This window comes from Marivita sp. S6314 (assembly GCF_023015985.1).
In the GTDB taxonomy this organism is placed as follows: Bacteria; Pseudomonadota; Alphaproteobacteria; order Rhodobacterales; family Rhodobacteraceae; genus Marivita.
The window spans coordinates 1-24,483 of sequence record NZ_JALKAO010000013.1 but is presented as its reverse complement, the minus strand read 5'-3'; the positions used below and the strand labels follow the sequence as shown (position 1 = coordinate 24,483).

Below are 24,483 nucleotides of genomic sequence, written 5' to 3'. Positions count from 1 at the left end.
CGGTGCGGGCCATGAAAGACAGGGGGTTTGGGGGCGGATCGGCAAAGCTTTGCAGCGCGTCGGCATGTAACAGCTCTCACGCGCGGTCACGGTGTTTCAAAGGTCAACTAAATGTGACGCGCCGATGAGGCCGAATTGTTTCAATGCGCTCCCACTTCCGCGATGACGCGGGCCGCAAAGCGTGAGGGATGTGTCGGGGTTTTGGGCCAAATCAGAGGCGAACCCCGTCTTAGACGACGGGTCGGCAGGCGCGCGATGGGCAGGTTTCGCACGTTGAGTGTAAAAAGGTCCGTTCTAATGAATTCCGGCCCTTGATTTCGGATTTCGCTTGGACTACCCGTCTCCTCGGCCATAGGGGTATAGCTCAGCTGGTAGAGCGACGGTCTCCAAAACCGTAGGTCCCGGGTTCGAACCCTGGTGCCCCTGCCACTTTCCAACATTTCGAGACGTGACTGCACGCACCCGCGCGTGCAGACCTGCGCGGATCGCATAGCGGCGGTGCATTTCTGCGCGTTATCTTTGCCGGGGCGCGATCCTACCTTTCGTTTCGAAAGGAAAGATTATGTTAAATTCATATCAGATCCGCACATCCGGGATGCCGTCAGAGATGCAGGCTCTATTGCGCAGCTATCCGCGCGACGGTTGGGAGGCGCATCCGGGATTCAAGGAAAAAACTCAGCAGTGGCTGCGCGCGCATGAGATGTTTCGACAGCTGAGTGCGGCTGTGCGCAGCGACACCGAAGCTTATCTGGACCGCGCGCTGGATGCAAAAGACTATGCCGGGCGGTTGTCGTCTCGGGGCAATGCGCTGATTGGCAGTTTGCACGGGCATCACACCTGGGAAAATCGCAGGTATTTTCCCGAACTGTCCGCAGCCGATCCGCGCTTTGATGCTGGGCTGGAGGTGCTGGAGACCGATCACGCTGATCTTGATCTGGTGCTTGACGACCTGACCCGCGTGGCCAACCGGACACTGAAGCTTGTCCAATTGGATGAAGCAGCGGCCCGGGATGAGGCGGGACAGGTGCATCATGCGGCAGAGACGATCGAGGCCTTCCTGGCGCGGCATCTGACCGATGAAGAAGAGCTGGCCGTGCCGATCATTTTGCATCATCGCTTGCGTGGCTAGGGCGACAGGACTTGTCGAAGAACAGGACCGGCACGGCGTCAGTCGCGCCGGTCCGCGCCCGTCAAACCCGATGATCGGTGTCTTGGCACAAGATTATCGGGACATAAATTAAGGGCCGCCGAAATGGCGACCCTCTTTGTATAGGCGATATTGCAACGGTTAGCTGTTGACGATCGCTTCGATTTTACCACGGGTCTCACCGCGCGACATGCCGCTGTGGATGTAGGTCAGGATCAGCTGCAGATCTTCTTCGGTCAGCTTGCTGAAGTCGACATCGGGCACGTAGTTTTCGATCATGCGTTCCTGGCCTTCGCTGATGTCCGTCGCCAGCGTGTTCATCACGTTATAGTCTTTCAGCACGGCCTGTACGCGTTCACGCTTTTCGCCTTCGGAGGCGCTGCCATAGGTGATGGCGAGGGCGGAGAGCACCTGGTCTTTCTCGACCGATGTCAGGTCAACCTCCGGCGCATATTTCTCGATACGCATCATTTCGGCGGCGCTGATGTTGGCCTGAGAGTACTTGGTGGTGTCGGCCTCCAGAGCGCGCAGCTGTGCGATTTTCTCGCCGCGGGAGTCACCGGATGTGACGATACCGTAGGCGACGTCGAGCTGGGCATCGGTCATTGCGTTTGTATCAATGCCGGCCGCAAAGGTGTCGACGGCTTCGACCTGTGCGTCGGTGGCAGCAAAGGCTGTTGTGCTCAGGGTGGTGACAAGGGCTGTTGCGATCAGTGTGCGTTTCATTGTTTTGCCTTTCTGGCCCGAGGGCCTGATTGGTTGGTTTTGCGCTGCGGTCATCTGTGCCGCTCGCTCTGGGGGACCAACCGGCGCGGGCCCGGATCGTTCCCGGAAATTCGCGCCGATCTACAACACTTAAACGTGAGGCTTTTTTTCGGAACCATTCGGCATGTATCGCCGTTCGCGCGCGTTCTTTTACCTTGTGGCTGGATCAGCCCCTGCAAAACCGCGCTTCGGGTTGAATTGGGGGCCAACCTTCGCTAAGTGCGAAGCAGCAGAAACGCAAAGTGAGGCCAGCAAAATGGCAACGACCAATCCCCTTCAGTTCATCCAGCAGGTGCGTGCTGAGGTGTCGAAGATCGTTTGGCCGACGCGCCGCGAGGTTTTGTTGACCACTGTGATGGTCTTTATCATGGCCGCGTTGACGGCTGTGTTCTTTGCACTGGTGGATATTCTGATCCGGGGCGGGTTGCAGGGCTTGCTGAACATGTTCGGCTAACAGCCCGTGGCGCGGGTCTTGAAAAGCCCCGAGCAAATCTGTAATCCCAAACTCAAGTTGATGGCGTGCACCGATTCGAGTTGCACGCCACTTTTTTATCCGGCGGCGTGCTTTGGTGTGGACGTTCCGGGAACAGCAGGCGGCGCAAGATCCGCACGGACAATAGAGGGTTGTGATCAGATGGCGAAGCGGTGGTACTCGGTCAGTGTTCTTTCGAATTTCGAAAAGAAGATTGCAGAGCAGATCCTTCAGGCAGTCGAAGAGCAGGGCCTTCAGGACCAGATCGAAGAGGTTCTGGTTCCCACCGAGGAAGTGATTGAAATCCGTCGCGGCAAGAAGGTGACGGCAGAGCGGCGCTTTATGCCGGGCTATGTTCTGGTGCGGATGGAAATGTCGGATCAGGGCTATCACCTGATCAACTCGATCAACCGCGTCACCGGGTTTCTTGGCCCGCAAGGCCGCCCGATGCCGATGCGCGATGCCGAAGTGCAGGCGATCCTGGGCCGCGTGGCCGAGGGAGAAGACGCGCCGCGCACGCTGATCCATTTCGAGGTGGGCGAGAAGGTCAAGGTCAACGATGGTCCGTTCGAGGATTTCGACGGCATGATCGAAGAGGTCGACGACGACAACCAGCGCCTCAAGGTGTCGGTTGTGATCTTCGGCCGGGAAACCCCGGTCGAGCTGGAATACACGCAGGTGACCAAGCAAAGCTGACATTTGGGGAAACCCAATCAGATTTGACGTATGTGTAGCGCGGCCTTCGGGCCGCGTTTTGCGTTTTGGGCTCGCGCGACCCGGCGGAACAGCGGACTCTCTGATCGCGGCGGGCTATACATGGACCGGTAAACGCAGACCCATAGGATTACCGTGCCGCTTGTGGTTGGGCATGGTGCCATCAGCACAGAGGTGTTCCCGTGACAGAGCTTCCAACGTCAGACTTTTTCGAGATCCTGCGGGACGGACCGGTGGTCGAGATGCGGATGAACCGGCCCGACAAGGCCAACGGAATGAACATGGCGTTCTGGGATGATCTGCCGGTCCTTATGTCAGCGCTCGATGCAGACATGTCGGTTCGGGCTTTGGTGATTTCCGGGGCGGGCAAGCATTTCAGCGGCGGTATGGACCTTGCTGCGTTTCAGTCGATCCATCAATTGCTCAGTCAAGAGCCGGGTCGCGCGGCCTATGCGTTGCGGCGGTTGATCCAAAAGTTTCAGGCGTCGCTGTCGTCGCTTGAGCAATCTCGTTTGCCGGTGATTGCCGCCATCCACGGAGCGTGCATCGGTGGGGCGGTGGATTTGATCTGTTGTTGCGACGTTCGATTGGCGGCGAAAGACGTCAGATTTGCCATCGAAGAGATCAATATCGGCATGGCAGCGGATGTCGGGACGCTTCAGCGCCTGCCCAAGCTGATCCCGTTCGGCATCGCTGCGGAACTTGCCCTGACAGGTCGTCGTTTCGGGGCCGACGATGCCGCAGGGTGGGGGCTTGTCAATGCTGTGCATGAAGATGCGGACGCGGTGCGCGCGGCGGCGCGCGATCTGGCTGCCGAGATTGCGCAGAAATCTCCTTTGGCGATTGCCGGGATCAAGACGTCAATGACCTATGCGCGGGATCATGGTGTTCAGGACGGGCTTGAGCAGATTGCCGTCTGGAACGCTGGCATGCTTCGGTCAGAGGATTTGATGCGGGCTATTCAGGCACGGATGACCAAGGCGGAAGCCGATTTTGCGGATTTGCTGGACGACATGTGACCCGCGCTTTGCCGGTACTTGCAATGCCCGCTGAGGCGGTGTAAGCGGCACGCCTGTCGCTCTGGCGGCAGTCTATGTGGAAGGCGAGGGCATCGCGATGTCCGGACCGCACCACACAACATAGCAGACCTTGGAACGCGTTCCCGGGTCGTTGGAAAAGGAGAGGCCTCATGGCCAAGAAACTTGCTGGCAAGATGAAGCTGCAGATCCCTGCAGGTCAAGCCAACCCAAGCCCCCCCGTGGGCCCTGCGCTGGGTCAGCGCGGCATCAACATCATGGAATTCTGCAAGGCGTTCAACGCCAAGACGCAGGACATGGAACAGGGCGCCCCGTGCCCGACCGAGATCACGTACTACCAGGACAAGTCCTTCACGATGAACATCAAGACGCCGCCTGCGTCTTATTACCTGAAGAAAGCGGCTGGCCTGAAGCCTGTGGGCAAGCGGAACCGTCCGCGTGGTGCGGAACTGCCGGGTCGTGAGACCGTGGCAAGCGTGACCGTCAAGCAGGTGCGTGAAATCGCCGAAGCCAAGATGAAAGACCTCAATGCGAATGACATTGAAGGTGCAATGAAAATTATCGTGGGCTCTGCGGCGTCCATGGGCATCGAGGTAAAGTAAGATGGCGAAACTCGGAAAACGCACCCGCGCAGCGCGGGAAGCCTTTGCAGGCAAAGAAGACGTTTCGGTTGCAGAAGCGGTGGCTCTGGTCAAAGGCAACGCCAATGCGAAATTCGACGAAACGGTCGAGATCGCACTGAACCTTGGTGTTGACACACGTCACGCGGACCAGATGGTGCGCGGCGTTGTGGGCCTGCCGAACGGAACCGGCAAGACCATGCGTGTGGCTGTTTTTGCCCGTGGCCCGAAAGCTGACGAAGCAAAAGAAGCCGGTGCCGATATCGTTGGTGCGGAAGACCTGATGGAAACCATCCAGGGCGGCACAATCGAATTTGATCGCTGCATCGCGACACCGGACATGATGCCCATCGTTGGCCGTCTGGGTAAGGTGCTTGGTCCGCGCAACCTGATGCCGAACCCGAAGGTCGGCACGGTGACAATGGACGTCAAGGCAGCTGTTGAAGCGGCCAAGGGCGGCGAAGTGCAGTTCAAGGCGGAAAAAGGCGGCGTTGTGCATGCCGGTGTTGGCAAAGTGTCGTTTGACGAAGCCAAGCTGGTCGAGAACGTCAAAGCGTTCGTTGACGCTGTGGCCAAGGCCAAGCCTGCGGGCGCCAAGGGCACATACATGAAAAAGATCGCGCTCTCCTCGACCATGGGTCCGGGCGTGACGATCGCAGTGGATGATGCGGCCGGCCACTAAGGCCGTCGACATCGACATTTCAAAACGGCGCTCTTCGGGGCGCCGTTTTTTTGTGTCCGGTGATTTCGCAGAATGGTCCCTTGGACACCACAATCCCGGCATCATTGACGGTCATACTCAGTGGATCATCGGGTTGTCAGAGGACAGGATATGTCAGTGCTAGAAGACACGCCGCGCGCCCATTGGGGGCTGGCCGGGTTTTGTTTTGGCGTCTGCGCGTTGTTGGCTGCCGTCATGATGACCTCTGGTCTTCTTGCGCCATCGCCCGACCCGGACCCGAGCATTGGCACGGTGATCGGCGAAATCGCGCGGGATATCCGGCTGGCGGCTACGGGCAGTGCCAAAGATGTGGCTCCCGCACCGGAGCCTGCGTTTGACATGCTGGCCATGTTGTCGATTATCACACCTGTGCTTGCGATACTTGCGGCGGTGCTTGGCGGGATCAGCCTGTTTCGTCATGAGGGCACCGCGCTGCCCAAGCTTGCGATTGGCTTCGGCGTTGGTGCCGTGGTCATGCAGTTTGCATTCTGGCTTGCGCTGTTGATCTGCGGGACGGTGATGATTGTGTCCATCGTCTCGAACATGGATGGCATATTCGGCGGCTGACGCCTTTGCCGCGCGTCTTTACGGACCGGCAACCTTTCCCCCCTAAACCGTGTGATGTCCGGTCGGGCAACGCGCGGGAAGGGGACAATGCCAACCACGTTCAACGTCATCTTTCTTGGGAACCTTGCGTCGATAGATACGACGGAAGGAAACTTTACTGCCGAAAATGCGGCGTCGCTTGTGGGGCAGACCTTTGGCGCGCACGGGAATGCGCTTGTGAACAGCATCCAAAGCCTGTCCGCCGACGGCGCGGGGTTCAGCGGCGGTGGGGCGGAATACTATGACATGGACAATGCGACCGCCAATGACACGTTCAGCATTGATGGCGGTCCGGCGCAGACCTTTGACGGCACATCGGTGTATGACGCGACGGTGACCTATGTGGATGGCACCACGGCGACGTTGTCTGCCGTGGTCTTCCAGGACACGGACGGCAACACCTATCTCGCGCCCGAGTTTTCGGCAAATGCAGATCAGGCCACATTGGAATCGGGCCCAATACAGTCGGTTTCTCTCAATAGTGTTCTTGGCTCGACCTATTCGGGGATGACCGGCAGTCGGGAAACGTTTGATTTTGTCACCTGCTTTGTGTCCGGCACGCGGCTTGCAACGTCGCATGGGCAGGTGGCGGTCGAGCATCTGAGTATCGGGCAAAAGGTTCTGACGCGTGATAACGGCCTTCAGCCTGTGCGCTGGATCGGGCAATCGACCTGCGCCGCCTTTGGACGGTGTCAGCCGGTGCGCATCAGGGCCGGATCGCTGGCCACTGGTATCCCGGAACGGGATCTGCTGGTGTCTCAGCAACATCGCATGATGATCAACTCGCCGATTGCAGAACGCATGACGGGGCGGGCAGAGGTGCTTATTCCGGCCAAGAAACTGCTGGGATGCGACGGGATGGCGCTGGATGGCCGCAAATGCGCGGTGACCTATTACCATATCCTTCTTGACCGGCATGAGATTGTCTTTGCCGAAGGCGCGCCGACGGAGACGTTGCTTACGGGGCCAATGGCCCGCGACGTCTTGGGGCAAGACTGTTTCGACGAAGTCTCGGCGGTGTTCCCGGACATACTGCAACGGTCAAGCCAGCCGGTTCGGCCCGTGCCGAAAGGGCATCTGGCGAAATCGCTGGTGCGGAGGCATGCCAAGAATGCCAAGCCGTTCCTGTCGTAAGCCCCGTTCTGGCGCATCCAGTTCATCGGCGTCCAAAAAAGAATGATTTGCGCGAATTGATGCCTGTGATAGCGTTGACGCTGGAAACTTGGCGGAAATGACCCAGCCTGACCGGCTTTGGGCTTGGCAATTTCCTTTGCACGTAATAACTGAACCTTGCAGCTGGCCGCGTGATTCGTCTCGCGGTCTTTTGTATTACGTCCGAGACGGTGGGTGTCCCGCAACCGCGTGACATAATTCCTGCCCGAGGCGGTAGCAGACCGACATGCCAAGGCTCACCCGTTGAGCGCTGGGCGGGTTTGGGACCGCAGACCGCGGACCAAAACCGCCGGAGCGATCCGGTACCACTGAGCCGGGGGATTTCCCCCAAACTGGAGTAAACCTGTGGATAGAGCCCAAAAAGAGAAAGTGGTCGAGGAACTCGGCCAGATCTTCGAAAGCTCTGGCGTCGTTGTGGTTGCCCACTACGAAGGTCTCACAGTTGCCGAGATGCAGGATCTCCGGGGTCGCGCACGCGACGCCGGCAGCTCCGTACGTGTCGCCAAAAACCGTCTGGCCAAGATTGCCCTTGAAGGTAAGCCCTGCGCAAGCATCGCTGACTACCTGACCGGCATGACGGTTCTTACCTATTCCGAAGACCCTGTGGCAGCCGCCAAAGTGGTCGAGGACTTCGCCAAGGAGAACAAGAAGTTCGAAATCCTTGGCGGTGCAATGGGCGAGAACGCTCTTGACCGTGCCGGTGTTGAAGCCGTGTCCAAAATGCCGTCCCGCGAGGAGCTTATTGCTACCATCGCAGGCATGCTTGGCGCACCAGCCTCCAACATCGCGGGCGCAATCGGCGCACCTGCATCGAATATCGCCTCGATCCTTTCGACCATCGAAGAGAAAGCGGCGTAACGCAACGCATGAGCCTCGTGGGGTTGTAACCCTGACGTTGGAACACATTTTATATAGGAAAGCTGAACATGGCTGATCTGAAAAAACTGGCAGAAGAGATCGTTGGTCTGACGCTTCTCGAAGCACAAGAACTGAAAACAATCCTCAAGGATGAGTACGGCATCGAGCCCGCAGCAGGCGGCGCAGTGATGATGGCGGGTCCGGCTGATGCAGGTGGCGGTGCCGCTGCAGAAGAGCAGACTGAATTCGACGTCATCCTGAAGTCGGCAGGCGCATCCAAGATCAACGTGATCAAGGAAGTTCGCGGCATCACCGGCCTGGGTCTCAAAGAAGCCAAGGAACTGGTTGAAGCAGGCGGCAAAGCTGTCAAAGAGCAGGTTTCCAAGGACGAAGCCGAAGACATCAAGAGCAAGCTGGAAGCAGCTGGCGCGGAAGTCGAGCTCAAGTAATCGACAGGTGCGTGGATCCACGCACCGTTCGAAACACACAAGGCTGGGTACGGTTTTTCCGTGCCCAGCCGCTCCCGTCTTAGAAAGGCCCTCTGTTATCTGAGGGGTTTTCTTAGACAGGATCCAAGGGTCGGGTGGCGCGCAGTGGGTATGCGGGCCGAGAATTGACCGGGTTTTGTTGTCTCTATTGGGTGGATCGCCGGTGCCCGACGGCGTGACGCTCAGCTGAGAATGAAAAGGTGATATCGACCATGGCGCAAAGCTTCCTTGGCCAGAAACGTCTTCGTAAATACTACGGTAAAATTCGTGAAGTTCTGGAGATGCCGAACCTCATCGAGGTTCAGAAATCCTCCTACGATCTTTTCCTCAAATCCGGTGATCAGCCTGATCCGCTTGATGGCGAAGGCATCAAAGGTGTCTTCCAGTCGGTTTTCCCTATCAAGGATTTCAACGAAACCAGCGTGCTGGAATTCGTCAGCTACGAGCTGGAAAAGCCAAAATACGATGTTGAGGAATGTCAGCAGCGTGACATGACCTACAGCGCGCCTTTGAAGGTGAAGCTGCGTCTCATCGTGTTCGATATCGACGAAGACACCGGCGCGAAATCGGTCAAAGACATCAAGGAACAGGACGTGTTCATGGGCGACATGCCCCTGATGACGCCGAACGGGACGTTTGTCGTGAACGGCACCGAACGCGTGATCGTGTCCCAGATGCACCGGTCTCCTGGCGTGTTCTTTGACCACGACAAAGGCAAGACGCACAGCTCGGGTAAGCTGCTGTTTGCGTGCCGGATCATTCCGTACCGTGGCTCGTGGTTGGATTTTGAATTTGACGCGAAGGATCTTGTCTTTGCGCGCATCGACCGTCGCCGGAAACTGCCTGTGACGACGCTTCTGTATTCTCTTGGTCTTGACCAGGAAGACATCATGGACGCGTATTACGACACCGTGACCTACACGTTGCGCAAGGGCGAAGGTTGGGAAACCAAGTTCTTCCCCGAACGCGTGCGCGGCACACGTCCGACCTATGATCTGGTTGATGCCGCAACCGGCGAAGTGTTTGCCGAGGCAGGCAAGAAAGTGACGCCGCGCGCCGTCAAGAAAATCATCGACGAAGGCAAGATCACCGATCTTCTGCTGCCGTTCGACCAGATCGTCGGCAAGTTCGTATCCAAAGACATCATCAACGAAGACACCGGCGCGATCTACGTCGAAGCGGGTGATGAGCTGACATGGACCGTCGATAAGGACGGTGCTGTGACCGGTGGGTCTTTGAAAGAGCTGATCGACGCAGGTGTGACCGAGATTCCGGTGCTCGACATCGATAACGTCACCGTCGGCCCGTACATGCGCAACACGATGGCGAACGACAAGAACATGAACCGCGAAACCGCGCTCATGGACATCTATCGCGTCATGCGTCCGGGCGAGCCACCCACCGTCGAAGCGGCGTCTGCGCTGTTCGACACGCTGTTCTTTGACTCTGAACGGTATGACCTGTCGGCCGTGGGCCGGGTGAAAATGAACATGCGCCTGGCGCTGGACAAGCCGGACACACAGCGCACGCTGGATCGCGAAGACATCGTCGCCTGCATCAAGGCGCTGGTCGAGTTGCGTGATGGTCGTGGTGACATTGACGACATCGACCACCTTGGCAACCGCCGGGTCCGGTCTGTTGGCGAACTGATGGAAAACCAGTACCGCGTCGGCCTTCTGCGGATGGAACGTGCGATCAAGGAACGCATGTCCTCTGTCGAGATCGACACGGTGATGCCGCAAGACCTGATCAACGCGAAGCCTGCCGCTGCGGCTGTACGTGAATTTTTCGGCTCTTCGCAGCTGTCGCAGTTCATGGACCAGACGAACCCGCTGTCCGAAGTGACGCACAAGCGTCGCCTGTCCGCGCTGGGACCGGGTGGTCTGACACGCGAACGTGCGGGCTTTGAGGTGCGCGACGTGCACGCGACGCACTATGGCCGGATGTGCCCGATTGAAACGCCGGAAGGCCCGAACATTGGTCTGATCAACTCGCTGGCCACGTTCGCCCGCGTGAACAAGTACGGCTTCATCGAAACGCCGTATCGCCGGGTCGAGAACGGTCATGTGACGGACGATGTTCAGTACATGTCCGCCACCGAAGAGCAGCGTCACACCGTGGCGCAGGCGAACGCGACGCTGGATGAGAACGGCAAGTTCATCAATGAGTTCGTGAACACCCGCCAGTCGGGTGAATACACACTTGCGCCGAATGAAAGCGTTGATCTGATCGACGTCTCGCCCAAGCAGCTGGTCTCGGTTGCGGCCTCGCTCATTCCGTTCCTTGAGAATGACGACGCGAACCGGGCCCTGATGGGGTCGAACATGCAGCGTCAGGCGGTTCCGACGCTGCGCTCCGAGGCGCCGCTGGTAGGGACTGGTATCGAAGGTGTGGTGGCGCGGGACTCTGGTGCGGCGATCATGGCGAAACGCGCCGGGATCATCGACCAGGTGGACGCAACACGTATCGTTGTGCGGGCGACCGAAGATCTGGAACTGGGTGATGCGGGCGTGGACATCTACCGGCTGCGCAAGTTCCAGCGGTCGAACCAGAACACATGTATCAACCAGCGTCCGCTGGTGAACGTGGGTGACACGGTCGGCAAAGGCGAAGTGATCGCGGACGGTCCGTCGACCGATCTGGGGGAACTGGCCCTGGGTAAGAACGTGATCGTCGCGTTCATGCCGTGGAATGGGTACAACTACGAGGACTCGATCCTGATTTCCGAGCGGATTGCGCGGGATGACGTGTTCACGTCTGTCCACATCGAAGAGTTTGAAGTCGCCGCGCGTGACACGAAGCTTGGGCCGGAAGAGATCACACGCGACATTCCGAACGTTGGTGAAGAAGCGCTGCGCAACCTTGACGAGGCGGGCATCGTTTACATCGGCGCGGATGTGGAACCGGGCGATATTCTTGTCGGTAAGATCACACCAAAGGGCGAAAGCCCGATGACGCCGGAAGAGAAACTCCTCCGCGCCATCTTTGGTGAGAAAGCATCCGACGTGCGCGATACGTCGCTGCGGGTGAAGCCGGGTGATTTCGGCACGGTTGTGGAAGTTCGCGTGTTCAACCGCCACGGCGTCGAAAAAGACGAACGTGCGTTGCAGATCGAGCGGGAAGAAGTCGAGCGTCTGGCCCGTGACCGGGACGACGAATTGGCCATTCTGGACCGCAACATCTATGCGCGTCTGAAGGACATGATCCTTGGCAAGATGGCTGTCAAAGGCCCGAAAGGCGTCAAGTCCAACAGCCAGATCACAGAAGAGCTGCTTGAATCTCTGACCCGTGGTCAGTGGTGGCAGCTGGCGCTGGAAGACGAAGACGATGCCAAGATCGTTGAAGCCCTGAACGAGCAGTACGAGGCGCAGAAGCGTGCCTTGGATGCGCGGTTCGAGGACAAGGTCGAAAAGGTCCGTCGCGGTGACGATCTGCCTCCGGGTGTGATGAAGATGGTCAAGGTGTTCGTCGCGGTGAAGCGCAAGCTGCAGCCGGGCGACAAGATGGCGGGCCGTCACGGCAACAAGGGTGTGATTTCCAAGGTTGTTCCGATGGAAGACATGCCGTTCCTCGCGGATGGGACGCCGGTTGATTTCTGTCTGAACCCGCTGGGCGTTCCGTCGCGTATGAACGTTGGTCAGATCCTTGAAACCCACATGGGTTGGGCCGCACGTGGCCTTGGTGTGAAGATCGACGAAGCGTTGCAGGATTACCGTCGTTCCGGCGACCTGACCCCGGTGCGCGAAGCGATGCGGATTGCCTATGGCGATGATGTCTACGAAGAGGGCATCAAGGACATGGACGAAGACCAGCTTGTCACAGCGGCCAGCAACGTCACCCACGGTGTGCCGATTGCAACGCCGGTGTTTGACGGGGCCAAGGAAGCAGACGTCAACGACGCGCTGATCCGTGCGGGCTTTGACACATCCGGTCAGTCGATCCTGTTCGACGGTCGGTCAGGTGAGCAATTCTCGCGGTCGGTGACGGTGGGTGTGAAGTACCTGCTCAAGCTGCACCACCTTGTGGACGACAAGATCCACGCGCGGTCCACGGGTCCGTACTCCCTCGTCACACAGCAGCCGCTGGGTGGTAAGGCGCAGTTCGGTGGTCAGCGTTTCGGTGAGATGGAAGTCTGGGCGCTTGAAGCGTACGGCGCGGCCTACACCCTGCAGGAAATGCTGACGGTGAAGTCGGATGACGTCGCGGGCCGGACCAAGGTCTATGAAAGCATCGTCAAGGGCGAGGATAACTTTGAAGCGGGTGTTCCCGAGAGCTTTAACGTTCTTGTGAAAGAAGTCCGCGGCCTCGGCCTGAATATGGAACTCCTGGATGCGGAGGAAGATGAGTGAGCCAACAGGCGGGCTAAACCCCGCCCTACGCAAACTCGGTAGGCCGGGCATTTGCCCGGCTCCTTCCCAAGCTCCCCTTTCAAGGATTTGAAAATGAACCAGGAACTGACGAACAACCCGTTTAACCCGATCGCGCCGCAGAAGGTTTTTGACGAGATCAAGGTCTCGCTTGCCTCGCCAGAGCGCATTTTGTCGTGGTCTTTCGGGGAGATCAAAAAGCCCGAAACCATCAACTACCGGACGTTCAAGCCCGAGCGTGACGGCCTGTTCTGTGCGCGTATCTTTGGCCCGATCAAGGATTACGAATGCCTCTGCGGCAAGTATAAGCGCATGAAATATCGCGGCGTTGTCTGCGAGAAATGCGGTGTCGAAGTCACGCTGCAGAAGGTCCGCCGCGAGCGCATGGGCCATATCGAACTGGCAGCCCCTTGCGCGCATATCTGGTTTCTGAAGTCGCTGCCGTCGCGCATTGGCCTGATGCTGGACATGACGCTGCGCGATCTGGAGCGCATTCTCTATTTTGAGAACTACGTCGTGATCGAGCCGGGTCTCACGGACCTGACCTACGGCCAGTTGATGACCGAAGAAGAGTTCATGGACGCGCAAGACGTCTATGGCATGGACGCCTTCACCGCCAATATCGGTGCCGAAGCGATCCGCGAAATGCTTGCCAATATCGACCTTGAAGCCGAGGCAGAACAACTGCGCGCGGACCTCAAGGAAGCGACCGGCGAACTGAAGCCCAAGAAGATCATCAAGCGCCTGAAGGTGGTTGAAAGCTTCCTGGAATCCGGCAACCGTCCGGAGTGGATGGTTCTGACCGTGATCCCGGTGATCCCGCCAGAACTGCGCCCGCTGGTGCCGCTGGATGGCGGTCGTTTTGCGACGTCTGACCTGAACGATCTTTATCGTCGTGTGATCAACCGGAACAATCGTCTCAAGCGTCTGATCGAGTTGCGCGCGCCGGACATCATCGTTCGCAACGAAAAGCGGATGTTGCAGGAATCCGTTGACGCTTTGTTCGACAACGGCCGTCGCGGTCGTGTCATCACAGGGGCCAACAAGCGCCCGCTGAAGTCGCTGTCCGACATGCTCAAGGGCAAGCAGGGCCGCTTCCGCCAGAACCTTCTGGGTAAGCGCGTCGACTTCTCGGGTCGTTCGGTGATTGTGACCGGTCCGGAACTGAAGCTGCACCAGTGTGGCTTGCCGAAGAAGATGGCGCTCGAACTGTTCAAGCCGTTCATCTATTCGCGGCTTGAGGCGAAAGGTCTGTCTTCGACAGTCAAGCAAGCGAAAAAGCTGGTTGAAAAAGAGCGTCCCGAGGTTTGGGATATCCTCGATGAGGTTATTCGTGAGCACCCTGTTCTTCTGAACCGCGCGCCAACGCTGCACCGTTTGGGCATTCAGGCGTTTGAACCCGTGCTGATCGAAGGCAAGGCGATCCAGCTTCACCCGCTGGTCTGTTCGGCCTTTAACGCCGACTTTGACGGTGACCAGATGGCGGTTCACGTTCCCCTGAGCCTTGAGGCCCAGTTGGAAGCGCGTGTTCTGATGATGTCGACGAACAACGTTCTGTCGCCAGCAAACGGCGCGCCGATTATCGTGCCGTCGCAGGATATGATCCTGGGCCTCTACTACACGTCGATCATGCGCGATGGCATGAAGGGCGAAGGCATGGTCTTTGGGTCGATCGAAGAGGTCGAACACGCGCTGAACGCGGGTGAAGTGCATCTGCACGCCAAGATCCAGTGCCGCGTCAAACAGATTGACGGCGAAGGCAATGAGGTCATCCAGCGGTTTGAAACCACACCAGGCCGCGTGCGCCTTGGTGCGTTGTTGCCGCTGAACGCCAAAGCGCCGTTTGATCTTGTGAACACGCTTCTGCGCAAGAAAGACGTGCAGAAGGTGATCGACACCGTCTACCGCTACTGTGGTCAGAAAGAGTCGGTTATCTTCTGTGACCAGATCATGACCATGGGCTTCAAGGAAGCGTTCAAGGCGGGCATTTCGTTCGGCAAGGACGACATGGTGATCCCGGATACCAAGTGGCCCATCGTGGAAGAAACCCGCGATCAGGTGAAGGACTTTGAACAGCAGTACATGGACGGCCTGATCACTCAGGGCGAAAAGTACAACAAGGTTGTCGATGCCTGGTCGAAGTGTAACGACAAGGTCACCGAGGCGATGATGAACACCATCTCCGCCGATCAGGTCGATGAGAACGGCGCCACCAAGGAGCCGAACTCGGTTTACATGATGGCCCACTCCGGTGCGCGTGGCTCGGTTACGCAGATGAAGCAGCTGGGCGGGATGCGCGGTCTGATGGCGAAGCCGAATGGCGACATCATCGAAACGCCGATCATCTCGAACTTTAAGGAAGGTCTGACCGTTCTTGAGTACTTCAACTCCACCCACGGTGCCCGGAAGGGTCTGTCGGATACGGCGTTGAAGACAGCGAACTCCGGTTACCTGACGCGTCGTCTGGTAGACGTGGCGCAGGACTGCATCGTGCGCATGCACGACTGTGGCACTGAACGCGCGATCACGGCGCAAGCGGCGGTCAACGACGGTGAAGTCGTGGCGTCGCTGGCAGAGCGTATTCTGGGTCGTGTGACTGCGGATGATATCGTCAAGCCGGGCACAGATGAGGTGCTTCTGCGCGCCGGTCAGTTGATCGACGAACGGATGTCCGATGCCATCGAAGAGGCCGGTGTTGCGACCATGCGCATCCGGTCACCGCTGACCTGTGAGGCGGAAGAGGGTGTCTGCGCCATGTGCTACGGTCGTGACCTTGCACGCGGTACGATGGTCAACACCGGCGAAGCGGTGGGGATCATCGCAGCGCAGTCCATCGGTGAACCGGGTACTCAGCTGACGATGCGGACCTTCCACATCGGCGGTGTTGCGCAGGGTGGTCAGCAGTCGTTCCAGGAAGCAAGCCAGGAAGGTAAGGTCGAATTCGACAACCCGAATACGCTGGAAAACGCATCTGGTGACACGTTGGTCATGGGCCGGAACATGAAGTTGCGGATCATGGACGAGCATGGGGAAGAACGCGCCAGCCACAAGCTGGGCTACGGCACCAAGCTGTTTGTCAAAGAGGGCGACACCATTGCCCGTGGCGACAAGCTGTTCGAGTGGGATCCGTACACGCTTCCGATCATCGCAGAGAAGGACGGTATCGCCAAGCATGTGGACCTGACGGCCGGTGTTGCGGTGCGCGACGAGACCGACGATGCGACGGGTATGACGCAGAAGATCGTGATCGACTGGCGGGCCGCGCCCAAGGGCAACGAGCTTAAGCCAGAGATTATCCTGATGGGTGAGGACGGCGAGCCGCTGCGCAACGAAGCGGGCAACCCGATCACCTATCCGATGTCGGTGGATGCGATCCTGTCCGTCGAAGATGGTCAGGACGTCAAAGCGGGTGATGTTGTGGCGCGTATTCCGCGGGAAGGCGCCAAGACCAAGGACATCACCGGTGGTCTGCCGCGTGTGGCCGAACTCTTTGAGGCACGTCGCCCCAAGGATCACGCCATCATCGCGGAAGTCGACGGTTATGTGCGCTACGGTAAGGACTACAAGAACAAGCGTCGGATCAGCATTCAGCCTGCGGACGAGTCGATGGAGCCGGTGGAATACATGGTGCCGAAGGGCAAGCATATTCCGGTGGCCGAAGGCGACTTCATCCAGAAGGGTGAATACATCATGGACGGTAACCCCGCGCCGCATGACATCCTGTCCATCATGGGTGTCGAAGCGCTGGCGAACTACATGATCGACGAGGTTCAGGACGTCTATCGTCTGCAGGGTGTGAAGATCAACGACAAGCATGTCGAAGTGATCGTGCGCCAGATGCTGCAGAAGTGGGAAATCCAGGACTCCGGGGACACCACGCTTCTCAAGGGCGAACATGTCGACAAGATCGAATTCGACACCGCCAACGAGAAATCCGAGAAGAAGGGCGGTCGCCCTGCGCAGGGGGAACCGATCCTGCTGGGGATCACGAAGGCGTCCTTGCAGACCCGGTCGTTCATTTCGGCGGCGTCGTTCCAGGAAACCACACGGGTGCTGACCGAGGCGTCTGTTCAGGGCAAGAAAGACAAGCTTGTTGGCCTGAAAGAGAACGTCATCGTCGGACGCCTGATCCCGGCGGGGACCGGTGGCGCGACCCAAAAGGTCCGCCGCGTGGCACAAGAGCGCGACAATGTCGTGATCGAAGCCCGCCGCGAAGAGGCCGAGGCGGCTGCAGCGCTTGCCGCACCCGAGCCGATGGATGACGTGGTGGGTGGAGACGAGTTCGACAACATCATCGTCGACACACCGGAAAGCCGCGAATAACCAGCGGTCGCTTTTGACTTTGGAAAGGCCCCTGCGTTCTGCGCGGGGGCCTTTTTTGTGTGAATCGGCTTGTGAGTGAGTATGTTATAACGTAACAAATGCATGTCTTTTGATTCAGGTAAAGCGGGATGTCTTCAATGGCAGGAAACAGGGGGGCGACATCGCTTCGTGCAAGCGGAGGGCGACAAATCCAATGACCGAGTATGACAAGCTGCCAAAAGACTTGCGGGCGTGGCTGTCTTCAGCGGTGCTGCCGTGGCGTGCGCGCTCTGTGCGCCGCGCGTTTGACCGGGCGCTGCGCAAAACCGGAGATCGGGCGCTTGCCCTGAGAGAGCTTGATCGACTTCAGGCGGCCTTGGTTCGTAAGGATGCCCGACGGGTGTGGGGTGGACTTCATCCCCATGCACAATGAAACCACCGGGAAAACCGGGCTGTCACAGTCGAATACTATGCTGCTTGCGGCCTCAGCCCGCCGATTTGCCGCTCGGCGATTTTTGCGGCGACCAACAGCGCGATCACCCAGCCGCTTGACACCGCGACGGCGATCCCGAGCCAGACGCCCCACACATCAAACCCCAGAAGGCCGATGAACACCCAGATGAAGAAGGCCACGCCAAAGCCCTGTCGGTAGATGCTGATCCACAGGGTGTAGATCGGCTGTTTCAGGGCCTGCAGAAGCGAGTTGATCGAAAAGAGCATCATGTAGATGGGAAACAGGAAGCCATCGACCAGCAGGTACCCTGCGCCGACACGGATCACGTCGGGATCGTCCGTGAAGGGACGCATGAAGTACTGGCCGCCGAACCACAGCAGCGGCATGGCGATGGCCGACATGGCAAAGCCGATCTTCCAGCAGAAAAACACCGCATCGCGCACGCGGTCGAAATCCTTGGCGCCGTAATTCTGCCCCGCGATGGGCAGCAACGCCCCGGTCATGCCGAGCACCGGGAGCAGCAGGATTTGTTCGATGCGCAACGCAACGCCATAAGCGGCGATGGCATGTTCGCCGAACCCCTTGAGCGCGAACTGTACCACGAAGCCGGACACGAACATCACGAGCATCGCGGTGCTGGCCGGGGCCATCTGGGCGATGATGGCTTTGTAGGTGTCCCAGTCCGGTATGAATTCATCGCGTTTGACCCGGTCCATCGTGTTCAGCGCAAAGATGCGGGTCATCAGGAAAATCATAACGCCGGTCTGGCTGAGGATGGTGGCAACGGCTATGCCGCTCAGGCCCAGCCCGTTCCAGAGGCCGGGGATGCCATACATGAACAGAGGGTTGAGGCCGATATTGGCGACAAAAGCCACCATGAGGGCGCGCTGCATCGAGCGCGAGTCCCCATGTGCCTGCAGGATGCCGTTGCCACCATAGGCCAGTAGAAACCCCGGCAGGGCGAGGATCAGAAATTGAAAGTAGTTCGTCGCGGCGTCCCGGTATCCCCCCGGTTCCGACACGAGATTGATGAGTTGGGGCCCAAGGAAAAATCCCACGCCCATCAGCATCAGTGTGACCAGCGCGCCAAAGCTCAACCCTTGCGCCGCCAGCCGCCGCGTGGCGCGGTGGTCTTTTTCGCCCTTGGCGTTGCTGACCAGCGCGCTGAGCCCTGATCCAAGACCAAACCCAATCGCCATCATGATGAAGAACGCCTGATAGCCAATGGCGAGGCCGGCCTGTGCTTCGGTCGAAAGCTGACCTGCATAAAACACGTCGACCACGTTATAGAGCGTGGCGAACAGCATTCCGAACGCCGCCGGGATGGCCAGGTTTTTGTAATGCGTGAGCATCGACCCACTGGTGAGGTCGTCGTTAAGAGGCTTCGCCACGTCTGGTCCTGACCTGATCGGAGTGATGAACGGAACCGTTCCTATTGTGCGATACACCGAAAGGTCGATTTCCCGAAGGGTATTTTCCGTGCGTCACTGCACAGGACTTTAGGATTGGTGCCGGCTAAGGCAAGCTGCTAAGCCTCCGGCATGTCCCGTCTTTCTGACAATATGCGCGGTGCGCTGCTGATGTGCCTGTCGATGGCGGCGTTCACCTTTGGGGACGCGGCGATCAAGGCGACCGCCGGGGCGCTGCCTTTGTCGCAGCTTCTGGTGCTGCGCGGCATCCTGGCGTCTTCGGCGTTCCTGGTCATGGCCTGGTACTTCAAAGGCCTACAATTGCGGTTGCCGCGGCGGGACTGGGTGTTGATCGGGGTCCGGGGTCTGAGCGAAGCGGTCGCGGCGTATTTCTTCCTGACTGCGCTTCTGGCGATGCCCCTGGCCAACGTGACGGCGCTTTTGCAGATGCTGCCCCTGACCGTCACCCTTGGCGGGGCGATCGTTTTCCGCGAAGCGGTGGGCTGGCGGCGCTGGACCGCGATTGTCGTGGGGTTTTGCGGCATGCTGCTGATCGTGCGCCCCGGTACGGATGGGTTCACGAGCGCCTCTGCCTATGCCCTATGCGCGGTTTTGGCGGTCACGATACGTGATCTGGTGACGCGTCGGGTTTCACCCGTTGCGCCGTCGTTGACCGTCACCTTTGTGTCGTCGGTGATGGTCACCCTGTTTGCCGCCGGGTGGTCCTTTGGGCAGGACTGGGTTGCCCTGACGCCCTGGTTGATCGGCCTCGTGCTGCTGGCCACCGGCTTTATCATCGCGGCCTATCTGTGCAGCGTCATGGTCATGCGCGTGGGCGAGGTCAGTTTTGTCGCGCCGTTCCGGTATACCGGACTGGTCTGGGCTCTGATCCTGGGGTTCGTGATCTTCGGTGAATGGCCCGAGCCGCTGACCTTGCTGGGGGCTGCGATCATCGTGTCGACCGGTGTTTTCAGCCTGTTGCGCGAGGCGCAGCTGAATCGGCAGGTGCGAAAGCCGCTTGCACCGCGTCAGCCGTAAGCGCGAAGCGGCGGTTCAGCAGGGTGATGTGATCCAGCGTCGGCGCGTGGAAATCCGGATCCGTTACCTTTGGACGTTGGCGCGAGTCGTTATGCGCGTGATGCGCGCGCAGGAACATCGGCGGATCGGTGAAGGTGAGCGTTGGCATGAACCGGTTGATGCGGCTATGGGCAAAGTTCATCTGGCTTTGGCGCACGCCGCCCTGAACGGCCATCGCCTGTGCGACACCCAGATAGGGGGTGACGGTCTCGGCGATCTCGAACGGATGAAGGTCTGACGCGCGCAGCGTATAGCCGCGATTCCAGTCGAGGCCGACAAGCCGGTTGGCCTGCAGCACGGGTTGGCAATCGGTCGCAGTCTTGCGCAGACGTGCGACGAAATCGACGGCCAGCGCATCGTCATCATCGTGGCGCACCTGAAGACATGGCGCATGGATATGCCGCCGGGCCGCATTCAGCACCGATTGGCACACCTGCCGGTGCGGGGCCGGGTCGCGGGCGACGATTCGGGCTTGCGGCACGTCGCGCAGAATATCCTGCAGGCGCGCGAAATAAGGGTCGGGCAAACAGGTTCCCACCAGCACGACAAGATCGAAGTCGGGGTCGGTCTGGGCTTTTATTCCCGGCAGACAGAAATGTTCGAACAGCGACAGGCGCAACGCCATCCGGGCGGGATCGTACAAAAAGGCGCGCCTGTCGGTGATGCTGTCGTGGTCCACCTGAAATCCACCTTCCGCGGGATAGGAAAACCGGCAAAAAAGGATGACTTGCATGATGGTATGACCTGCAGACGTGTAATCGGTGTGCTAGCGTATCTTTGCATCCCGCGTGCCTTGCACACAAGCGCCGGGCCGCTGTTGACATGCCTACCGACTCCCCATATACGCGCGCCTAATTCGGCGGGGTTCGTGCCCCAAATGCCGACTTGCAGGACTGGAGAGATCAAGATCCGGGCGCATGCCCCGATCCTCTGGAAATCCACCGCATCGTTCCCGATTGGGGGAGCGGGTGCGGTCTTTTTCGTCGTTCCGAAAGGGCAGGCGAAATCTGAACACGGTGACGCGGACGCGCGCCACTGACTACGAAACCCGCACGGGGAAGCCCTCGTGCACCACATATGTGAGCTACACGGGGAAAGAACCGGAATGCCAACGATCCAACAGCTGATCCGCAAGCCGCGGCAGCCAAAAATCAAGCGCTCGAAGTCGCAGCACCTTGAGCAGTGCCCACAGAAGCGGGGCGTATGCACACGCGTCTATACAACCACTCCGAAGAAGCCGAACTCGGCGATGCGGAAAGTGGCCAAGGTGCGTTTGACCAACGGGTATGAAGTCATCAGCTACATTCCGGGTGAAAGCCACAATCTTCAGGAGCACTCTGTGGTTCTGATCCGCGGCGGTCGTGTGAAAGACCTTCCTGGTGTGCGTTATCACATCCTGCGTGGTGTTCTGGATACCCAGGGCGTCAAGGACCGGAAGCAACGCCGTTCGAAATATGGCGCGAAGCGTCCGAAGTAAGAGGAATTACAGATGTCTCGTCGTCACGCCGCAGAAAAACGCGAAGTATTGCCCGACGCCAAGTATGGTGACCGGGTTCTGACAAAGTTCATGAACAACCTGATGATCGATGGTAAAAAATCGACCGCAGAACGCATTGTCTACAGCGCGCTGGATCGCGTTGAAAACAAGGTAAAGCGCGCGCCAGTGGAAATCTTCCACGAGGCGTTGGACAACATCAAGCCGTCGGTCGAGGTTCGCTCCCGCCGGGTTGGTGGTGCGACATACCAGGTGCCGGTTGAAGTCCGCCCTGAGCGTCGCGAAGCGCTGGCGATCCGCTGGTTGATCAATGCAAGCCGTTCGCGCAACGAAAACACCATGGAAGAGCGCCTTGCCGGTGAGCTTCTGGACGCGGTGAATTCGCGCGGTTCTGCAGTGAAGAAACGTGAAGACACGCACAAGATGGCCGACGCGAACAAAGCGTTCAGCCACTACCGCTGGTAATAGGAGCGAGCAAACATGGCACGCGATTATCCTCTCGACCGCTACCGTAACTTCGGGATTATGGCGCATATTGATGCGGGTAAAACAACCTGCTCCGAGCGCATCCTGTTTTACACCGGTAAATCTCACAACATCGGCGAAGTGCACGATGGCGCGGCGACCATGGACTGGATGGAGCAAGAGCAGGAGCGTGGCATCACGATCACCTCTGCTGCGACAACCACGTTCTGGGAGCGCACGGAAGACGGTGAAACACCTGATTCCGAAAAGCACCGCCTGAACATCATCGACACCCCCGGCCACGTGGACTTCACCATCGAAGTCGAACGTTCGCTGGCGGTTCTCGACGGTGCGGTATGTGTTCTTGACGCCAACGCAGGTGTTGAGCCGCAGACAGAAACCGTCTGGCGTCAGGCCGACCGTTACAAGGTTCCGCGGATGGTGTTCGTCAACAAGATGGACAAGATCGGCGCGGACTTCTTCAACTGCGTTCACATGATCGAGGACCGCACCGGCGCGCGTGCTGTGCCTGTTGGTATTCCAATCGGTGCAGAAACCGAGCTGGAAGGCTTGGTCGATCTCGTCACCATGGAAGAATGGCTTTGGCAGGGCGAAGATCTCGGCGCGAGCTGGATCAAGGCCCCGATCCGCGATAGCCTCAAGGACATGGCCGAAGAATGGCGCGGCAAGATGATCGAAGCGGCCGTCGAAGAAGACGACGACGCGATGATGGAGTACCTCGAAGGCAATGAGCCTGACGTGCCGACCCTGCGCGCATTGCTGCGCAAGGGCACGCTGGCGCTGCATTTCGTGCCGGTTCTGGGTGGTTCCGCGTTCAAGAACAAGGGTGTTCAGCCGCTGCTCAACGCTGTGATCGACTATCTGCCGAGCCCGCTCGACGTTGTTGATTACATGGGCTTTAAGCCGGGTGACGAAACAGAAACACGTGACATTGCCCGCCGTGCGGATGATGACATGGCTTTCTCTGGCCTCGCGTTCAAAATCATGAACGACCCGTTTGTTGGCTCGCTGACCTTTACCCGCATCTACTCGGGTGTGTTGAACAAGGGTGACACGCTCTTGAACTCCACAAAGGGCAAGAAAGAGCGCATCGGTCGTATGATGATGATGCACTCCAACAACCGTGAAGAAATCACCGAAGCGTTTGCGGGTGACATCATCGCGCTGGCGGGTCTCAAGGACACCACAACCGGTGACACGCTTTGCGCGGTCAACGACCCGGTGGTTCTGGAAACGATGACTTTCCCCGATCCGGTGATCGAGATTGCTGTCGAGCCGAAGACAAAAGCGGACCAAGAGAAAATGTCTCAGGGTCTGGCGCGTCTTGCGGCAGAAGACCCGTCCTTCCGTGTGGAAACTGACCTCGAAAGCGGCCAGACCATCATGAAGGGCATGGGCGAACTTCACCTCGACATCCTCGTTGATCGCCTGAAGCGCGAATTCAAGGTTGAAGCGAACATCGGTGCACCGCAAGTGGCCTACCGCGAGACCATTGGTCACGAGGTCGAGCACACCTACACCCACAAGAAACAGTCGGGTGGGTCCGGTCAGTTCGCCGAAGTGAAGCTGATCATCACCCCGACAGAGCCGGGTGAAGGCTATTCGTTTGAGTCCCGCATCGTTGGTGGTGCTGTTCCGAAGGAATACATCCCGGGTGTTGAAAAGGGCATCAAGTCGGTCATGGACTCCGGTCCGCTGGCAGGCTTCCCCGTGATCGACTTCAAGGTCGCCTTGATCGACGGTAAGTTCCACGACGTGGACTCCAGCGTTCTGGCCTTCGAAATCGCCGCTCGTATGGGCATGCGCGAAGGCATGAAGAAAGCCGGTGCGAAACTGCTTGAACCGATCATGAAGGTCGAAGTGATCACGCCGGAAGACTATACCGGTGGCATCATTGGTGACCTCACCTCCCGTCGGGGTCAGGTGACCGGTCAGGAACCACGCGGCAACGCCGTTGCGATCAACGCGATGGTCCCGCTGGCGAACATGTTCGGCTACATCAACACACTGCGCTCCATGTCTTCGGGCCGCGCGCAGTTCACGATGCAGTTCGATCACTACGATCCGGTCCCGCAGAACATCTCTGACGAGATTCAGTCGAAATACGCATAACGGGATGCCGGGCTGAAGCCCGGCCTACCCACCCACCGTAGGCCGGGCTTCAGCCCGGCACCCGAAAAGACAAAGGAGCTTTGCAATGGGCAAGGAAAAGTTTGAGCGCGGCAAACCGCACTGCAACATTGGCACGATTGGTCACGTTGACCACGGCAAGACGACGCTGACGGCGGCGAT

The 24,483-nt window shown here is 58.7% G+C and carries 21 protein-coding genes and 1 tRNA gene; 19 read left to right on the top strand and 3 right to left on the bottom strand.

What is annotated here, in order from left to right; genetic code table 11:
- The first annotated feature begins 353 nt into the window (after window positions 1-353).
- Both MWU54_RS18400 and MWU54_RS18395 read left to right on the top strand, forming a co-directional pair.
- Window positions 354-429 (top strand) — tRNA-Trp (locus MWU54_RS18400).
- A 133-nt stretch (window positions 430-562) separates the two neighbouring features.
- A complete protein-coding gene (locus MWU54_RS18395; protein WP_247086690.1) occupies window positions 563-1,129 on the top strand; it encodes a hemerythrin domain-containing protein in 567 nt (188 codons plus the stop codon).
- 159 nt (window positions 1,130-1,288) lie between these two features.
- On the opposite strand, the gene MWU54_RS18390 is transcribed toward MWU54_RS18395, so the two are convergent.
- Complete coding sequence (locus MWU54_RS18390; RefSeq protein WP_247086689.1) at window positions 1,289-1,873, bottom strand: hypothetical protein; 585 nt, start codon at window positions 1,871-1,873, stop codon at window positions 1,289-1,291.
- A gap of 295 nt (window positions 1,874-2,168) precedes the next feature.
- Here MWU54_RS18390 and secE point away from each other — a divergent pair, with 295 nt between their 5' ends.
- The 12 genes from secE to MWU54_RS18330 all read left to right on the top strand — a co-directional run bounded on the left by secE (window position 2,169) and on the right by MWU54_RS18330 (window position 17,703).
- A complete protein-coding gene (secE, locus tag MWU54_RS18385) occupies window positions 2,169-2,366 on the top strand; it encodes a preprotein translocase subunit SecE (protein ID WP_247086688.1) in 198 nt (65 codons plus the stop codon).
- 180 nt (window positions 2,367-2,546) lie between these two features.
- Complete coding sequence (gene nusG / locus MWU54_RS18380) at window positions 2,547-3,080, top strand: transcription termination/antitermination protein NusG (protein WP_247086686.1); 534 nt, start codon at window positions 2,547-2,549, stop codon at window positions 3,078-3,080.
- A gap of 200 nt (window positions 3,081-3,280) precedes the next feature.
- Entirely contained in the window at window positions 3,281-4,117 is an 837-nt protein-coding gene (locus tag MWU54_RS18375) for a crotonase/enoyl-CoA hydratase family protein (protein ID WP_247086684.1), read from the top strand.
- 170 nt (window positions 4,118-4,287) lie between these two features.
- Entirely contained in the window at window positions 4,288-4,737 is a 450-nt protein-coding gene (gene rplK / locus MWU54_RS18370; protein WP_247086682.1) for a 50S ribosomal protein L11, read from the top strand.
- A gap of 1 nt (window position 4,738) precedes the next feature.
- The gene (gene rplA / locus MWU54_RS18365; protein WP_247086680.1) at window positions 4,739-5,437 is read left to right on the top strand and encodes a 50S ribosomal protein L1; all 699 of its coding nucleotides are present in this window, start codon (window positions 4,739-4,741) and stop codon (window positions 5,435-5,437) included.
- 150 nt (window positions 5,438-5,587) lie between these two features.
- Entirely contained in the window at window positions 5,588-6,043 is a 456-nt protein-coding gene (locus tag MWU54_RS18360; protein WP_247086678.1) for a hypothetical protein, read from the top strand.
- A gap of 87 nt (window positions 6,044-6,130) precedes the next feature.
- Window positions 6,131-7,216, top strand: a complete 1,086-nt coding sequence (locus tag MWU54_RS18355) for a Hint domain-containing protein (RefSeq protein WP_247086676.1) — start codon at window positions 6,131-6,133, stop codon at window positions 7,214-7,216.
- 384 nt (window positions 7,217-7,600) lie between these two features.
- A complete protein-coding gene (rplJ, locus tag MWU54_RS18350) occupies window positions 7,601-8,113 on the top strand; it encodes a 50S ribosomal protein L10 (protein WP_247086674.1) in 513 nt (170 codons plus the stop codon).
- A gap of 68 nt (window positions 8,114-8,181) precedes the next feature.
- Entirely contained in the window at window positions 8,182-8,562 is a 381-nt protein-coding gene (rplL, locus tag MWU54_RS18345; protein ID WP_247086672.1) for a 50S ribosomal protein L7/L12, read from the top strand.
- 251 nt (window positions 8,563-8,813) lie between these two features.
- Window positions 8,814-12,950: a DNA-directed RNA polymerase subunit beta gene (gene rpoB / locus MWU54_RS18340; protein ID WP_247086670.1), complete on the top strand. Its 4,137-nt coding sequence runs from the start codon at window positions 8,814-8,816 to the stop codon at window positions 12,948-12,950.
- Between the two features lie 93 nt (window positions 12,951-13,043).
- Window positions 13,044-17,291: a DNA-directed RNA polymerase subunit beta' gene (gene rpoC / locus MWU54_RS18335; RefSeq protein ID WP_247086668.1), complete on the top strand. Its 4,248-nt coding sequence runs from the start codon at window positions 13,044-13,046 to the stop codon at window positions 17,289-17,291.
- 193 nt (window positions 17,292-17,484) lie between these two features.
- Complete coding sequence (locus MWU54_RS18330) at window positions 17,485-17,703, top strand: DUF6525 family protein (RefSeq protein ID WP_247086666.1); 219 nt, start codon at window positions 17,485-17,487, stop codon at window positions 17,701-17,703.
- Between the two features lie 35 nt (window positions 17,704-17,738).
- Here MWU54_RS18330 and MWU54_RS18325 read toward each other — a convergent pair whose 3' ends face one another.
- A complete protein-coding gene (locus MWU54_RS18325) occupies window positions 17,739-19,115 on the bottom strand; it encodes an MATE family efflux transporter (protein ID WP_247086664.1) in 1,377 nt (458 codons plus the stop codon).
- Between the two features lie 150 nt (window positions 19,116-19,265).
- Here MWU54_RS18325 and MWU54_RS18320 point away from each other — a divergent pair, with 150 nt between their 5' ends.
- A complete protein-coding gene (locus MWU54_RS18320; RefSeq protein ID WP_247086651.1) occupies window positions 19,266-20,171 on the top strand; it encodes a DMT family transporter in 906 nt (301 codons plus the stop codon).
- Here MWU54_RS18320 and MWU54_RS18315 read toward each other — a convergent pair.
- The gene (locus tag MWU54_RS18315; RefSeq protein WP_247086649.1) at window positions 20,104-20,943 is read right to left on the bottom strand and encodes a putative rhamnosyl transferase; all 840 of its coding nucleotides are present in this window, start codon (window positions 20,941-20,943) and stop codon (window positions 20,104-20,106) included. The two genes, MWU54_RS18320 and MWU54_RS18315, sit on opposite strands and share 68 nt — an antisense overlap.
- Before the next feature lie 372 nt (window positions 20,944-21,315).
- Here MWU54_RS18315 and rpsL point away from each other — a divergent pair, with 372 nt between their 5' ends.
- The 4 genes from rpsL to MWU54_RS18295 form a co-directional block, all read left to right on the top strand.
- Window positions 21,316-21,687, top strand: a complete 372-nt coding sequence (gene rpsL / locus MWU54_RS18310; RefSeq protein WP_054000841.1) for a 30S ribosomal protein S12 — start codon at window positions 21,316-21,318, stop codon at window positions 21,685-21,687.
- 12 nt (window positions 21,688-21,699) lie between these two features.
- Window positions 21,700-22,170, top strand: a complete 471-nt coding sequence (rpsG, locus tag MWU54_RS18305) for a 30S ribosomal protein S7 (protein ID WP_247086647.1) — start codon at window positions 21,700-21,702, stop codon at window positions 22,168-22,170.
- A 15-nt stretch (window positions 22,171-22,185) separates the two neighbouring features.
- The gene (fusA, locus tag MWU54_RS18300) at window positions 22,186-24,303 is read left to right on the top strand and encodes an elongation factor G (protein ID WP_247086646.1); all 2,118 of its coding nucleotides are present in this window, start codon (window positions 22,186-22,188) and stop codon (window positions 24,301-24,303) included.
- Window positions 24,304-24,388: 85 nt separating this feature from the next.
- Window positions 24,389-24,483: GTP-binding protein (locus MWU54_RS18295; protein WP_234988920.1), on the top strand; the 95-nt coding region annotated here is incomplete at its 3' end.